The organism is Stenotrophomonas sp. TWI1149 (assembly GCF_039673155.1).
In the GTDB taxonomy this organism is placed as follows: Bacteria; Pseudomonadota; Gammaproteobacteria; order Xanthomonadales; family Xanthomonadaceae; genus Stenotrophomonas; species Stenotrophomonas maltophilia_AA.
Map to the genome: position 1 here is coordinate 231,086 of NZ_JBDJLB010000001.1, position 14,575 is coordinate 245,660.

The window sequence follows — 14,575 nt, forward strand, 5'->3', positions numbered from 1 at the left end:
GTGGCACCTACCCAACCCGCAACGGCGACCACGGTGTCGCTGCATATCGGCCTGTTCTTCGACGGCACCCGCAACAACGCCGACAACCTGCAGCGCGCGTCGCGCCCGGCCGGCGCCACCACGCCCGCACCGCGGCCGCCCGCCGTGATCGCCGATGATGCATCGCCCTACCAGAGCCGGTTGACCAGCAGCTACAGCAATGGCCTGACCAACATCGCGCGGCTGCAGGCGCTGTACCCCGATCACCGGCAGATGCCGCCGGTGGGCGACACGCTGGCGCTGTCGATCTACATCGAAGGGGTGGGCACCCGCACCGGTGAGGAAGACGACCTCATGGGGCTGGCATTCGGGATCGGCCGCACGGGCGTGCGCGCCAAACGCCGCCAGGCGCTGGAGCAGCTGCTGCCCGGGGCGCTGCGCGAGCTCGCCCGCGCCCAGCCCGGGCGCACGCTGGGCAGCGTGCGGATGGATCTGTTCGGCTACTCGCGCGGCGCGGCCAGCGCGCGCGATGCGGTGAACGTGCTCAACGCGCCAGCGGCCGCCGCATGGCTGCGCGAACAGCTGGTGCGGTCGGGCTGGGCGCTGGCACCGGCATTTCCCGGCACCGCCCGCCCGGTGCGCTTCGTGGGGCTGCTCGATACGGTGGTGGCGATCGGCCGCCAGCATCGCGATGAGATGCCCTCGGTCGCGCTTCCCGCCGGGTGCGCGGACAAGGTCGTGCAGCTGGTGGCGCGCGACGAACACCGTGAGCACTTCGCGCTCACCAGCGTCGCCCCCGAACATGAAGAGATCGCGCTGCCGGGCGTGCACGCCAACATCGGCGGCGGCTACGACCAGCGCATCGAAGGCCCCAAGCTGCTCAGCCGTCCGCAGGGGCAGCTGCTGCGTGGCAACGGATTGGCGCCCGGCGCGGTGCCGCCGCTGGACCTGCTGCGCGCGACCACGGTGTACCGCAACGCACAGGCCACGTGCCGTCGCTGGCAGCGTGCACTCGGCCTGGGCGATGACGCGATCTGGGTCGACGTGTGGCATCAGTGGCAGCCGCAACGCCGCGTCGAGAGCCGCAGCGTCCTGCCACAGCCCACCCTGCGTGCGTATGCGGCGGTGGTGCTGCGCCGCGAGATCGATGCGCGTTACCAGTTCATCGCGCTGCGGCTGCTGCACCAGCGTGCCGCGGCCGCCGGCGTGGCGTGGACAACCTCTCCGGACGCATTGCCTGCCTTGGCGCTGCCGGCGGAACTGCAGCCCATCGCCGCCCGGCTGCTGGCCGGTACGCCGCTCGATCCCGCGCAGGAAGGCCTGCTGCGCCAGCGCTACCTGATGCAGTCGGCGCATTGGAACTTCGATGCGCTGGGCGACACCGCCCTGCTCTATGCCGCCGATGCGGGCACCCGGGAACTGCCTTATCGGCCGGGTCCCGGGTTGTTCTACATCAACCGGCCGACCGCAAGCGGTCAGCGCGTGGTGCTGGCCAACACCTGACCGCGCAGTTCGGTCTGTTCGATCATCTCGGCGAGTTCTTCCTCGTCGAAGCCGGCCAGCAGGCGCGCTTCCAGGTTGAACGGGCCATACAGGAAGCCGCCGGCGTACTCCTTCAGCAGCGCCATGAAGCGCGGGCGCGGCTCGACCCCTTCGCGCGTGCAGTACCAGCGGTACCAGCGCGAGCCGGCGGCGACGTGCGCCACTTCTTCGCGCAGGATGATCTCCAGCACATCGGCGGTGGCGTGGTCGCCCCCGGCGCGCAGTTTCACGATCATGCCCGGTGTGACATCCAGCCCGCGCGCTTCGAGCACGCGCGGCACCAGCGCCATGCGGGCCAGTCCGTCGTGCGCCGTCTTCTCGCACATTTCCCAGAGGCCGTTGTGCGCGTCGAAATCGCCGTAGGCATAGCCGTTGGCCTGCAGCCGATCGTGCAGCAGCATGAAGTGGCGCGATTCGTCATCGGCCACGCTGACCCAGTCGGCATGGAAGGAGGTCGGCAGGCCACGGAAGCGGTAGACCGCATCCCAGGCCAGGTCGATCGCGTTGAGTTCGATATGCGCGATGGCGTGCACGAACGCCGCACGCCCTTCCACGCTGCCCAGGCCACGCCGCGGGAGATCGCGCGGGTGGACCAGGATCGGCCTGGCGGGGCGCCCCGGCATCCGGATCGGGTCCGGTGCCGGCGCATCGGCCGGTGCCTTGAGGCGACCGGCGCGGAACTGCACGGCGTAGTGCTGGGTCAACGCAACCTTGCGCAGCGGATCCGGCTCGGCCAGGCAGTGCTGCGCGGCCTGCAGCAGATCGCCGGCCGCGGTATCCAACACATCACTCATGCCCTGCCCTCAGGCGCGACGCTTGTGCTTGGCATCGTCCGAACGCAGCTGCTGGATGCGCTCGAAATAGCCCGGCTCGATGCCGGTCGGATAGACGCCGTTGAAGCACGAGGAATCGAACGATTTCAGCTCCGGGTTGCCTTCGCTCACCGCCGCTTCCATGTCCTCGATGTCCTGGTAGATCAGCCAGTCGCAGCCCAGGTGCTTCTCGATTTCCTCGATGCTGCGGTTGTGCGCGACCAGTTCTTCGGCGGCCGGCATGTCGATGCCGTAGATGTTCGGGTAGCGCACCGGCGGCGCCGCGCTGGCCAGGTAGACCTTGCGGGCACCGGCGTCGCGCGCCATCTGCACGATCTGCTGGCTGGTGGTGCCACGCACGATCGAATCATCGACCAGCAGCACCACGCGGTTGCGGAACTCCAGGTGGATCGGATTGAGCTTGCGGCGCACCGACTTCACCCGCTCACCCTGGCCCGGCATGATGAAGGTGCGGCCGATGTAGCGGTTCTTGATGAAGCCTTCGCGGTACTTCACCCCGAGCGTGTTGGAAATCTCCAGCGCGGCATCGCGCGAGGTATCCGGGATCGGGATGATGGTGTCGATGTCGTGGTCCGGGCGCAGGCGCAGAATCTTCTCGCCGAGCTTGATGCCCATGCGCATGCGCGCCTTGTGCACCGAGACGTTGTCGATCATCGAGTCCGGGCGCGCGAAGTACACATACTCGAAGATGCACGGGCTGTGCTCGACCGGCTCGGCGCAGACTTCGGAGAACAGCTCGCCGCGCGCGGTGATGACCAGCGCTTCGCCCGGGCGCACGTCGCGCACGCGCTGGAAACCGAGCACGTCGAGTGCGGCCGATTCGGAGGCCACGATGTATTCGTCGCCTTCGGCGTGGGCGCGCTTGCCCAGCACCAGCGGACGAATGCCGTGCGGATCGCGGAAGGCGACCAGGCCCAGGCCCAGCACCACGCTGATCACCGCATAGCCACCCTTGACGCGACGGTGCACGGCGGCCACGGCGCGGATCGCCGCTTCCGGGGTCAGCTGGCGCTGCGCATCCAGTTCGAAGGCGAACACGTTCAGCAGCACTTCGCTGTCCGAATCGGTGTTGACGTTGCGGCGGTCCTGCTCGAACACCTGCTGGCGCAGGGCTTCGGTATTGATCAGGTTGCCGTTGTGGGCGAGCGCGATGCCGTACGGCGAGTTCACGTAGAACGGCTGCGCCTCGTCCATGCCTTCCGAACCGGCGGTGGGATAGCGCACGTGCGCGATGCCAACGCGGCCTTCCAGCGTGGACATCCGCTTGGCATCGAACACATCGCGTACCAGGCCATTGGCCTTCTGCACGCGCAGGCGGGTGCCGTCGGCGGTGGCGATGCCGGCCGCGTCCTGGCCACGATGCTGGAGGACGGTCAGGCCGTCATACAACTGCCCGGCGACGTTCTGGTTGCCGACGATTCCGACGATGCCACACATGGTGCGAATCTCCGCTGGGCTGCGCCCATTTACTGTGAAGGTGGCCGTGCCTGGCCGGGGGAACCGCTCCGTGCCGGATCGGTGGGATCCGGGCGCACGAGCGCCGGATCGATGTTGTCGGGGGTACCTGGGCGGGACCCACGCGCCGATACGTCGGCGGGGTCTCCCCCCTGCTCTGGCGTCTCGTCCAGCGGTCGCGGCCATCCGCGCCCGGCCAGCAGGCCGTCAAGCACACCATTATCGCCTGTCAGCAGCGGCTTGCCCAACTCCGAGCCGGGAAGTTGCGCCATGTTCACGTCAGGCAGCGCCATCGGCATGCCCTGGAGGTCGGGCAGCTGCGGCATGTCGGGCATCTGCGGCATCCTGGCCTGCATCCAGCCCACGCCGGGGCTGAGCATCGCGCGCAGGTTGGAATCACGCCAAGCCGCCTCGCGCGGCAACGGCGTATACGAGGCGATCAGCAGCAGCACACAACCGATCAGGCCGCCCCGGGCCAGGCCCAGCACGCCGCCCAGCATCCGGTCGGCGCCGTTGAGGCTCGTCGAACGCACGGCCTGCCGGATCACCAGGCCGATGGCCCACACCGCCACCATCACCAGCAGGAACACGCTCAGGTAGCCCGCGAAGAGGTGCCCGGTACCGGGCGCCGCCGGCGCCGACCACCAGCCTGCGGCCGCCGTGCCGAACATCAGCGCCGCCCAGCTGCCGAGCAGCCAGGACAGGGTGCTGATGAGGATGCTGACGAAGCCGCGCATCACCCCGAGCAGGGTCGAGATGCCGATCACCGCCAACAGTACGAAATCGATCACGCGCCTCCTCCGGGGAGGAACGTTCGGGCCTCAAGGCACGGGCGCATGGCCGGCATCAGGGATGCGGCCGGACCATGCCGGCGACGCCGACCTTGGCAGCCACCTGGGCCTTGAGGTTCTCCGCATCGCCGCGGTTGGCGACCGGCCCGACGCGGACCCGGTTGAGGGTGCCCTTTTCGGTGCGGACCTGCTCGACGAAGGCGCTGAAGCCGGCGGCACGGACCTTGTCGCGCAGTGCGTTGGCCTCGGCTGCCTGGCCGAAGGCACCCAGCTGCACGGCGAAGCCGACGCTGCTGGCGGCCGGCGCAGCCGGGGCCGCCACCGGCGGCGCGGCAGCGGTTTCGGGCTTGGGCGCCGGGGCCGGCTTGGGCTCTGGCTTCGGCGCGGCCGGCTTCGGTTCCGGCTTCGGGGCAGCCGCGACCGGTTCGGCCGGCAGGGATTCGGTCTTCACGGTGTTGCCGGACGGCGCAGCGGCGGCGCTGGAGGCGGTCGGCGCCGTCACAGCGGGTGCAGCGGCCGCCGGGGTGGCGGCGACCGCGGTATCGGCGCGCGCATCCAGGGTGATGACTTCGGCCTTGACGTCGTTGCGCACCTTCACCGCCTGCAGGCGGCCGGCTTCGGCCAGCGCGCGGTCGGCATAGGGGCCCACGCGGACACGCCAGGCCTGGCGCCCATTGATCGTGGCCGGCTCGCGGAAGCCCGCCAGCTGGGCGCTCTTCAGCGTGGCGATGACGCGGTCGGCATCGGCTTCGCTGGCATAGGCGCCAAAGCTCACGGCGTAGTTGCCCGCGGCCACGGCCGGCGAGGTATCGGCCGGCGCCGGATCGGCGGCGGCGGCGCTGTCGGCCAGTGGCTGGGTGGTCGATGCCCCGCTCTGCAGGCCGGTGGCGCCACCGGTCGGTGCGACCAGCGGCAGCTCACGGGTTTCGAACTGGCCATCGGATGGCGCGGCCGGTGCGCTGATCGGCACGTTGGCAACGCCACTGTCAGGCGCGGGACCCTTGACGAGCATGGGCAGGAAAATCACGGCCAACGCCACCAGGACGATGGCACCAATCAGTCGCTGTTTCAGAGGAGTATCCACGTGAAGGCAGGCAGGCGGCGCGGCGGAATGCCACGGGGATTATACGGGTGCGCGCGTGTGCGGCGGCTGATGCGGCTGAACGGCGCTGCAAAGGCCGCTCAGGCGCCGGGATCCAGGGTCTGCAGTGCCTCGGCGGCGGTGTGGAAGGAGCCGAACACCAGCACCCGATCACCGGCCTTGGCCTGCTGCAGGGCGTGCCGCAGGGCGTCGGCGACGGTGGCGTGGAGCGTGGCGCCGACCGCTGCCGTGCCGTCCAGGCGGGCCTGCAGTTCCCCCGCGCTCTGCGCACGGGCACCGGCCAGCCCGGCCAGATGCCACTGCTGGACCTGGTCGGCCAGGGCATCGACGACGCCGGCCGCGTCCTTGTCCTGCAGCGCGGCGAACACGGCGAGGGTACTGCCGGTGACGCGGGCGGCCTTGAGTGCGCCCGCCAGTTCGCGGGCGGCCTGCGGGTTGTGGCCGACATCGACCAGGACCTCGACGCCGTCACGATCGAAGGCCTGCAGACGGCCGCGGATACGCGCGGCGGCAACGCCTTCGATGAAGGCGGTGCGCGGCAGCGGACGATCGAGCGCGCGCAGGGCGGCGATCGCGGTGGCGGCATTGGCGCGCTGGATGGGACCGCGCAGCGTCGGGTACGGCAGTTCGAGACGGAAGCCGACATCGCGCCAGCGCCAGTGTTCGCCATCGATGTCGTCGGCGAAGAAGTCGCTGCCCCCCCGGATGGCGTTGGCCCCCACCAGATAGGCACGCGCGAGCACACTCGAGGGCGGGTCGATTTCGCCGAGGATGACCGGCTTCCAGCCGCGGATGATGCCGGCCTTCTCGGTGCCGATCGCTTCACGGTCCTCGCCCAGCCAGTCGCTGTGGTCGATGTCCACGGTGGTGATCACCGCGACGTCGCTGTCGACGATGTTGACGGCATCCAGGCGGCCGCCGAGGCCGACTTCCAGCACGGCCAGGTCGAGCCCGGCCTGCGCGAACAGGTGCAGCGCGGCCAGCGTGCCGTATTCGAAGTAGGTCAACGTGGTGTCGCCACGGGCATCTTCGATGGCATTGAACGCCGCCATCAGTGCCTCATCGCTGGCATCCTCGCCATCGATGCGCACGCGCTCGTTGTAGCGCAGCAAGTGCGGCGAGGTGTACGCGCCGACCTTCCAGCCGGCGGCACGGGCGATCGCTTCGATGAAGGCGACGGTGGAGCCCTTGCCGTTGGTGCCACCGACCACGATGCTGCGCTCGGCTGGTGCGCCCAGTCCCATCGCCTGCGCCACGGTACGCACCCGGTCCAGCCCCATGTCGATGGTGGCGGGGTGCTGCTGCTCGATGTAGCCGAGCCAATCGGAGAGGGTCAGGGGACGTTGGGGCACGACGGTGGTTCCAGGTGGATCTGCTTGACCGTGGCCCCCAGCCAGGAGCGCTTGCCGGTCAGATGGGCAGTGACGGGTTGATGCGGATAGCGATGATAAAGCCTGCGGCCGATGCAGACACGATCGCGCAGGCCCTGCTTCAGGCTCTCACCGCGGATCGAGGCGCAGCGGCGACCGCCGTGGTCGGTGCGTGCCTGGTGCAGCTCGGCATAGGGCTGGCCGGCCACTGCGGTATACAGCCAGGGCAGCGTGCGCGTGGCGGTGCACCAGTACATCGCGGCAAGCAGGAACGGCGTGGCCAGATACCCGAGCAGCAATCGCCCGGGGGTTGCGCGGAGCGTGCGCTGCACCTCGTCCGTGGTCAGTGCGCGGCGGCACAGCCAGAACGCGCTGCCGGCGCCGAGTACCGCAGACGCCGCCACGCAGGCCGGGGAATACAGGACGGGACGCGGCAGGAACTCGACCCACCACCCCAGCAGCGACGCCACGGCCAGCCCACCGGTCGCCCACGGCACCCCGCGATGGGGTGGAACAGGCGGCCCTGCGCGGCTCGCCAGCCAGTGGCCGAGCCGTCGCGTCCAGATGCACACCGCTTACAGCGCGCGGTGCTTGGCTTCGCCGAAGAACGGGGTGTGGTGGGCGCAGTCGTTCAGGCGCACCACTTCGAGCTGGTCGAGGTCGGGGCCTTCAAGCAGGTTGAGGGTGGTCGGTGCCTGGCGGAAGGTCCACAGGCGCGAGATCGGCAGGCCGAGGATGCGGCACAGGATCACGCGGTTGACGGCGTCATGGGCGACGACCAGCAGGGTGTCATGTTCACCCAGGCCTTCGGCGGCACGCGCCAGGCCACGCCAGCTGCGCTCGAGCACCAGGCGCAGCGATTCGCCGCCGGGCATCAGCACGGTGTCCGGCTCTTCGCGCCAGGCACGCAGGCGGGAGGGATCCTTGTCATGGATTTCGCTGGCGAGCAGGCCTTCCCATTCACCGTGGGCGATTTCCTGCAGGTCCGGTTCGGTCAGCAGCATCGGGGCCCGCTCGGCGCCAAGGGCGAGCTGGGCGGTGAGCTGGGCGCGCACCAGCGGCGAGGCGACGGCGCGGGTGATGTCCACGGACTTCAGCCGTTCGCCCAGCGCGCTGGCCTGGGCTTCGCCGATCGGCGACAACGGGATATCGATCTGGCCTTGGTAGCGGCCTTCGGCATTCCACGGCGTTTCGCCGTGACGGGCAAGCAGGATGCGCATGCGGACAAGGGTTCCTTGGGGGGAGGAGGTGGCGGCGTTTCGTTCACATCCTGTGAAACCACACCGAACGGGGATCATACCCGGTCGCGGCTGTGAAGCTGCGCGGCTCTTTGGTCTTTGACGGATGGCTTTTGGAGCGTGGCGCCTTGTTGGCCCGCGCAGGCTGAGGCGGGGCAGCCTCTGGCAGGACGCGCCGTGAACCCATCCCTGGGGGCTCGTACGACGGCATCCATGCCGTCGAACGGTCCTGCCAGAGGCTACCCCGCCTCATCCACCAAGGTTTCCGTCGCTGACGCGGACACAAAGGCAAATGCACTGCCGCTGCTTTTCCCTTCCGTCGAACGGTCCTGCCAGAGGCTGCCCGGCCTCAGCCACCAAGGTTTCCGTCGCTGGCGCGGATGCAAAGAGCAAGTGCAGTGCCGCTTCGCCTTTCTGTCCGCACGCGGATATGTGTCCAGAGCGCGTCGGGCAGGGCTGGGCGAGACCGTTCGACCGCATGGATGCGGTCGTACGAGCCCCCATGGATGGGTTCACGGCGCGTCTCGCCCAGCCCTGCCCGGCGCGCTCCCTCCGGGAAAGACGAGACGCCGCGCTTGGATCCAGAGGCAAGACGCCACGCCTGGATCTCCTGCTCAGCCACAACAAAAAACCCCGCAGATTTCGCTGCGGGGTCATCGAAACCGACGTGTCGGCTTACTTGCTCAGGTTCAGCTCTTTCAGCAGCTGCGGCGCCGGCGCCACTTCCTGCATGATCCACTGCATGTAGCGGCTGTCGACCGCGATCATGCGGGTCATCACCGGATCGAACACCCAGTTCGAGCTCACCGACTCCCAGTTGCCATCGAAGGCCAGGCCGACCAGCTTGCCGTTGGCATCCAGCACCGGCGAACCGGAGTTGCCGCCGGTGATGTCCAGGTTGGACAGGAAGTTCACCGGCACCGAGCCGATGCGCTTGTCTTCCAGACCGCCGTAACGCTTGGCCTTGACCGCATCGAGCAACGCCTTCGGCGAATCGAACGGATCTTCGCCGGTTTCCTTCGCCGCCACGCCTTCCAGGGTGGTGAACGGGGTGTAATTCACGCCGTCCTTGCCGTAGCCCATGACGTTGCCGAAGGTGATGCGCAGCGACAGGTTGGCGTCCGGATAGACGAACTCGCCCTTGCTCTTCTTGTAGTCGGCCACGGCCTGCAGGTACAGCGGGCGCGAGACCAGCGACTCGCCTTCGCGGGTCTTCTTCTGCTCTTCCTGCTTCAGCAGCGCCGGCATCACCGCCACCGCGTACTGGATCGCCGGATCGGTGCTGGCTTCGAAGGCGGCACGGTCGGCCTTGAACCACGTCAGGCGCTCATCCAGGCTGCCCAGCCTGGTGGCCGAGAGCTTGCCGACCAGACCCTGCACGGCGGCCGCGTCGCTGCCCGCCAGCCACTGGTTGAGCACCTCGTTGCTGCGCTGCGCGGCCGGCAGGGCCACGTACTGGCTCAGCCAGTAGGTCTGCAGCTGCTGGTCCATGCGCGCGACATAGCGGCGGTCCATCTGCTTCAGGCCGCCTTCGATCGACGGCAGGTCGCGTTCCTGGTAACCGGCTTCACGCTCGGCGTCGGGCTTGCTGCGCTCGATCGACAGGCGGTACAGGCTGATCGCCGCCCCCACCGCCGAGGTGCTGTTGAACTGGCTGACGAACAGGTCGCGCTCACGCGTCGCCTTGCTGGTGTCCAGGTGCTGGATCAGCTGCGCATGCGCGGCCAGGGCCGGCTTGCCGGCGGCGCCGCGCTTCTTCAGCCAGGCCAGCACGGCGGCCTCTTCGGCCTGCTTCTGGCCGGCCGCGTCGATGCGCTTGAAACCCTCCAACTGGCCGGCGTAGTTCTTGGCCACGTTGTTCATGCTGGCCGCGGTGGCGGCGTACTTCACCTTGACGTCCGGATCGGCCTTGCCGGCCTCGTCGATCATCTTCAGCACGGCGTTGTAGTGGCGCGCGATGGTCGGGTAGGTCCAGCTGGCGGTTTCATTGAACTCACCGGCCAGGGCGTAGCGGTTGGTACGACCCGGGTAGCCGGCCACCATCACGAAGTCGTCGGCGCCCAGCGGCTGGTCGGCGAACGTCAGGAAGTGCTTGGGCTGGTACGGCACGTTGTCGGCGGAGAAGGCGGCCGGCTTGCCGTCCTTGCCCACGTAGGCGCGGTAGAACGAGAAGTCGCCGGTGTGGCGCGGCCACATCCAGTTGTCGATGTCGCCACCGAACTTGCCGACGCTGCCCGGGGGCGCGTAGACCAGGCGCACGTCCTTGATTTCCATGTTGCGGAACAGGCGGTAGGTGTTGCCGCCGGAGAAGCTGTACAGGCGGCAGCGGAAGCCGGCATCGGCTTCACAGGCGGCGGTCTGGGCCTTGTCGAAGGCCTCCAGCGCGCGGGTGCGGGCCAGCGGGTTCTTGCCCGCGGCAGCGATCGCGGCCTTGGCTTGGTCGGTCACGTCGGTGATCTGGTCCAGCACGAACACGCGGGCGTTCGGGCCGGCGCTCAGCTCGTCCTTCAGGGTCGGCGCGTTGAAGCCGTCCTTGATCAGGTTCTTCTCGGCCGTCGAGTTCAGCTGGATCGCACCGTAGGCACAGTGGTGGTTGGTGACCACCAGGCCCTGCGGGGAGACGAAGCTGGCGGTGCAGCCGCCCAGCGCCACGACCGCGCCCATCGGGTCGCCGGTCAGGTTGGAGATCTGCTCCGGGGACAGCTTCAGGCCGGCCTGCTTGAGCGGACCGGCGATTTCCGGCAGCTGCTGCGGCACCCACATGCCTTCTGCGGCATGGGCGACCTGGACCAGCCCAAGGCTGGCGACGACGGAGAAAGCAAGCAGGTTCGAGCGCATAGAGCAGCCCCTGGTGAAAGAACCGCCGATTCTAGCCCAGCCGCTGCGCCGCCAAACCACCCGCGCTGCAACATGGGAAAACCGCCGGCGGCTCTATAATCCGCGTTTTCCCCCAGACGAGTTCCACCCCGATGGCGCAGCAAACAATGAAGGCCCTGGTCAAACGCGAAGCCGCCAAGGGCATCTGGCTGGAAGAGGTTCCGGTCCCCACCCCCGGCCCCAACGAGGTCCTGATCAAGCTGGAAAAGACCGCCATCTGCGGTACCGACCTGCACATCTACCTGTGGGACGAGTGGAGCCAGCGCACGATCAAGCCGGGCCTGACCATCGGCCACGAGTTCGTCGGCCGCATCGCCGAGATCGGCCCGGGCGTGACCGGCTATGAAGTCGGCCAGCGCGTCTCGGCCGAAGGCCATATCGTCTGCGGCCATTGCCGCAACTGCCGTGGCGGCCGCCCGCACCTGTGCCCGAACACCGTCGGCATCGGCGTCAACGTCAACGGCGCCTTCGCCGAGTACATGGTGATGCCGGCCAGCAACCTGTGGCCGATCCCCGACCAGATCCCGTCCGAGCTGGCCGCCTTCTTCGATCCGTACGGCAACGCCGCGCACTGCGCGCTCGAGTTCAACGTGATCGGCGAAGACGTGCTGATCACCGGCGCCGGCCCGATCGGCATCATTGCCGCGGGCATCTGCAAGCACATCGGTGCGCGCAACGTGGTGGTCACCGACGTCAATGATTTCCGCCTGAAGCTGGCCGCCGACATGGGCGCCACGCGCGTGGTCAACGTGGCCAACACCTCGCTCAAGGACGTGATGAAGGACCTGCACATGGAGGGCTTCGACGTCGGCCTGGAAATGAGCGGCAACCCGCGCGCGTTCAACGACATGCTCGACTGCATGTACCACGGCGGCAAGATCGCCATGCTCGGCATCATGCCCAAGGGCGCCGGCTGCGACTGGGACAAGATCATCTTCAAGGGCCTGACCGTGCAGGGCATCTACGGCCGCAAGATGTACGAGACCTGGTACAAGATGACCCAGCTGGTGCTGTCCGGTTTCCCGCTCGGCAAGGTGCTGACCCACCAGCTGCCGATCGACGATTTCCAGAAGGGCTTCGACCTGATGGAACAGGGCAAGGCCGGCAAGGTCGTACTGAGCTGGAATTGAGGCGTCGTGCCGTTGGCGCGCCGGCCGGTGTCACGACCAACGGTCGTGACCTACCCGATAGGTACCGACCGTTGGTCGGTACGCGCGCGGCAAACGAAAAAGGCGCCTTTCGGCGCCTTTTTCATGTCCATCGCAGCGTCAGGTCATTTGCCCACGGCCACGGTGAACACCACGCGGTTGTCGGCGAGCTTGCCGGAGTTGTCGCGGCCGTTGCCGTCGGTGCCGTAGTAGCCCAGGCCCAGGTTGAACAGGCCGAACTGGCGGCTGACGCCGACGTTCCAGTCGGTGTAATCCTTGGAGATGCCTTCTTCGAAGGTGCTGCGGCCGACGTTCGCGCTCAGCGCGAAGTCCTGCGGCAGGGCCCACTCGCCGCCCAAGGCGTAGTACCACCCATCGGTGCCCGAATTGAACACGTCATTGGTGTAGGTCACGGTCAGGCTGTACTGCTCGGCGAACGTGGTCTTGGTGATGAACTCGTTGTAGGCCAGCTCGCTGGAACCGGGGTAGGTGTAGCGGTTGAGCAGCAGGTCGAGGTTGACGTTGTCGGTCACGTCGAAGGCGTAGCCGATCAGGTAGTCGACCTCGGCATCCGGGCCGCCATCACCGAAATCCACGCCCGAGCCCCAGACACCGGCGTACAGACCCACCGGGGAGGTATAGGTGAAGCCGGCCTGGATCGTCGGGTCCTCGTCGGTCTGGGACACACCACGGAACACGTAGTCCGATACCGCGGTGACGTTCCAGCTGAAGGGAGAGGCGGCCTCGTCCTGGGCACTGGCGGCGAACGGGGCAAGCAGGGCGGCGCAGAGCACAGCGGCGGCGGTACAGCGCGTGGCGTGGTTCATGCGGGGTCTCTCCAGACGTGGGTGGGGGTGGGCGGAACGGCGCGGTTTACAGTTTTTTAACCTGATTGATATTGCGATGCAACAATCACGTCTGCAACCGTCTCCCGCCCTGCCCCACCCATCCACCGCCCGCGGCAACCCCGCCGTCGCGCCCGACAGGTAAAATCCCGGGTTTCCCGTGCCGAAGACTGCCTGCCATGACCGACGCCACCACCGCCTCGTTGACCCAGCACTACGTTGAAGAACTGGAGGCGATCCGCGCCCAGGGCCTGTTCAAGTCCGAACGCATCATCACCAGCCCGCAGTCGGCCGAGATCACCCTGGACGACGGCCGCACGGTGCTGAACTTCTGCGCCAACAACTATCTGGGCCTGGCCGACCATCCGGACCTGATCCAGGCCGCGAAGGACGCCCTGGATACCCACGGCTTCGGCATGGCCTCGGTGCGCTTCATCTGCGGCACCCAGGACCTGCACAAGCAGCTGGAAAAGCAGATCGCCGACTTCTTCGGCAAGCAGGACACCATCCTGTACGCGGCCTGCTTCGACGCCAACGGCGGCCTGTTCGAGCCCCTTCTGGGCGAGCACGACGCGATCATTTCCGATGCGCTCAACCATGCCTCGATCATCGACGGCGTTCGCCTGTGCAAGGCCAAGCGCTTCCGCTACGCCAACTGCGACATGGCCGATCTGGAAGCGCAGCTGCAGGCCGCCGATGCCGCCGGCTGCAAGACCAAGCTGATCACCACCGACGGCGTGTTCTCGATGGACGGCTTCATCGCCCCGCTGGACGAGATCACCGCGCTGGCGAAGAAGTACAACGCGCTGGTGCACATCGACGAATGCCATGCCACCGGCTTCCTTGGCGCCACCGGCCGCGGCTCGGCCGAGGTCAAGGGCGTGCTGGAGAAGATCGACATCATCACCGGCACCCTGGGCAAGGCCATGGGCGGCGCGCTCGGCGGCTTCACCTGCGCCAGTGCCGAAGTGATCGAACTGCTGCGCCAGCGCTCGCGCCCGTACCTGTTCTCCAACTCGCTGCCGCCGCACGTGGTCGCCGCCGGCATCAAGGCCTTCGAGATGCTGGCCGCCGCCGACGACCTGCGCGACACCCTGGCGCAGAACACCGCCTACTTCCGCGAGAAGATGACCGCCGCCGGTTTCGACGTGAAGCCGGGCGTGCACCCGATCAGCCCGGTGATGCTGTACGACGCGCCGCTGGCGCAGAAGTTCGCCGAACGCCTGCTCGAAGAAGGCATCTACGCGATCGGCTTCTTCTTCCCGGTGGTGTCCAAGGGGCAGGCCCGCATCCGCACCCAGATCAGCGCCGCGCACACCCGTGCGCACCTGGACCGTGCGATCGATGCCTTCACCCGGATCGGCCTTGAGCTGGGCGTCATCAAGGGGTGAGCGG

General features: G+C 68.0%; 12 protein-coding genes. 3 read left to right on the plus strand and 9 right to left on the minus strand.

Going from position 1 to position 14,575, the window contains the following annotated elements; translation table 11 throughout:
- Window positions 1–1,482 (plus strand): DUF2235 domain-containing protein, encoded by a 1,482-nt coding sequence (locus tag ABE424_RS01200; RefSeq protein WP_346501816.1) that lies wholly within the window; start codon window positions 1–3, stop codon window positions 1,480–1,482.
- Here ABE424_RS01200 and ABE424_RS01205 read toward each other — a convergent pair.
- The 8 genes from ABE424_RS01205 to ABE424_RS01240 form a co-directional block, all read right to left on the minus strand.
- Entirely contained in the window at window positions 1,455–2,315 is an 861-nt protein-coding gene (locus tag ABE424_RS01205; protein ID WP_346491265.1) for a ferritin-like domain-containing protein, read from the minus strand. The genes ABE424_RS01200 and ABE424_RS01205 overlap by 28 nt on opposite strands.
- A gap of 9 nt (window positions 2,316–2,324) precedes the next feature.
- Window positions 2,325–3,791, minus strand: a complete 1,467-nt coding sequence (purF, locus tag ABE424_RS01210) for an amidophosphoribosyltransferase (RefSeq protein WP_019185825.1) — start codon at window positions 3,789–3,791, stop codon at window positions 2,325–2,327.
- Window positions 3,792–3,820: 29 nt separating this feature from the next.
- Window positions 3,821–4,600, minus strand: coding sequence for a CvpA family protein (locus tag ABE424_RS01215; RefSeq protein WP_346491266.1), 780 nt, complete (start codon window positions 4,598–4,600; stop codon window positions 3,821–3,823).
- Window positions 4,601–4,655: 55 nt separating this feature from the next.
- On the minus strand, window positions 4,656–5,684 hold the full coding sequence (locus tag ABE424_RS01220; protein WP_346491267.1) for an SPOR domain-containing protein: 1,029 nt from the start codon (window positions 5,682–5,684) through the stop codon (window positions 4,656–4,658).
- 98 nt (window positions 5,685–5,782) lie between these two features.
- Complete coding sequence (gene folC, locus ABE424_RS01225) at window positions 5,783–7,054, minus strand: bifunctional tetrahydrofolate synthase/dihydrofolate synthase (RefSeq protein WP_346491268.1); 1,272 nt, start codon at window positions 7,052–7,054, stop codon at window positions 5,783–5,785.
- Window positions 7,036–7,542 carry a hypothetical protein gene (locus tag ABE424_RS01230; RefSeq protein WP_346491269.1) on the minus strand — a complete coding sequence of 169 codons (507 nt, stop codon included), beginning with the start codon at window positions 7,540–7,542 and terminating at the stop codon, window positions 7,036–7,038. Before ABE424_RS01230 ends, folC begins: the two co-directional genes overlap by 19 nt.
- 105 nt (window positions 7,543–7,647) lie before the next feature.
- Window positions 7,648–8,292, minus strand: a complete 645-nt coding sequence (locus ABE424_RS01235) for a histidine phosphatase family protein (RefSeq protein WP_346491270.1) — start codon at window positions 8,290–8,292, stop codon at window positions 7,648–7,650.
- 693 nt (window positions 8,293–8,985) lie between these two features.
- Entirely contained in the window at window positions 8,986–11,148 is a 2,163-nt protein-coding gene (locus ABE424_RS01240; protein WP_346491271.1) for a S46 family peptidase, read from the minus strand.
- A 146-nt stretch (window positions 11,149–11,294) separates the two neighbouring features.
- Here ABE424_RS01240 and tdh point away from each other — a divergent pair, with 146 nt between their 5' ends.
- The gene (gene tdh / locus ABE424_RS01245) at window positions 11,295–12,317 is read left to right on the plus strand and encodes an L-threonine 3-dehydrogenase (RefSeq protein ID WP_176990742.1); all 1,023 of its coding nucleotides are present in this window, start codon (window positions 11,295–11,297) and stop codon (window positions 12,315–12,317) included.
- Window positions 12,318–12,460: 143 nt separating this feature from the next.
- Here the strand turns inward: tdh and ABE424_RS01250 are convergent, their stop codons facing one another.
- Entirely contained in the window at window positions 12,461–13,162 is a 702-nt protein-coding gene (locus ABE424_RS01250; RefSeq protein WP_346491272.1) for a TorF family putative porin, read from the minus strand.
- A gap of 197 nt (window positions 13,163–13,359) precedes the next feature.
- Between ABE424_RS01250 and kbl the strand changes: the two genes are divergently transcribed.
- A complete protein-coding gene (gene kbl / locus ABE424_RS01255) occupies window positions 13,360–14,571 on the plus strand; it encodes a glycine C-acetyltransferase (protein WP_346491273.1) in 1,212 nt (403 codons plus the stop codon).
- The last annotated feature ends 4 nt before the right edge of the window (window positions 14,572–14,575 follow it).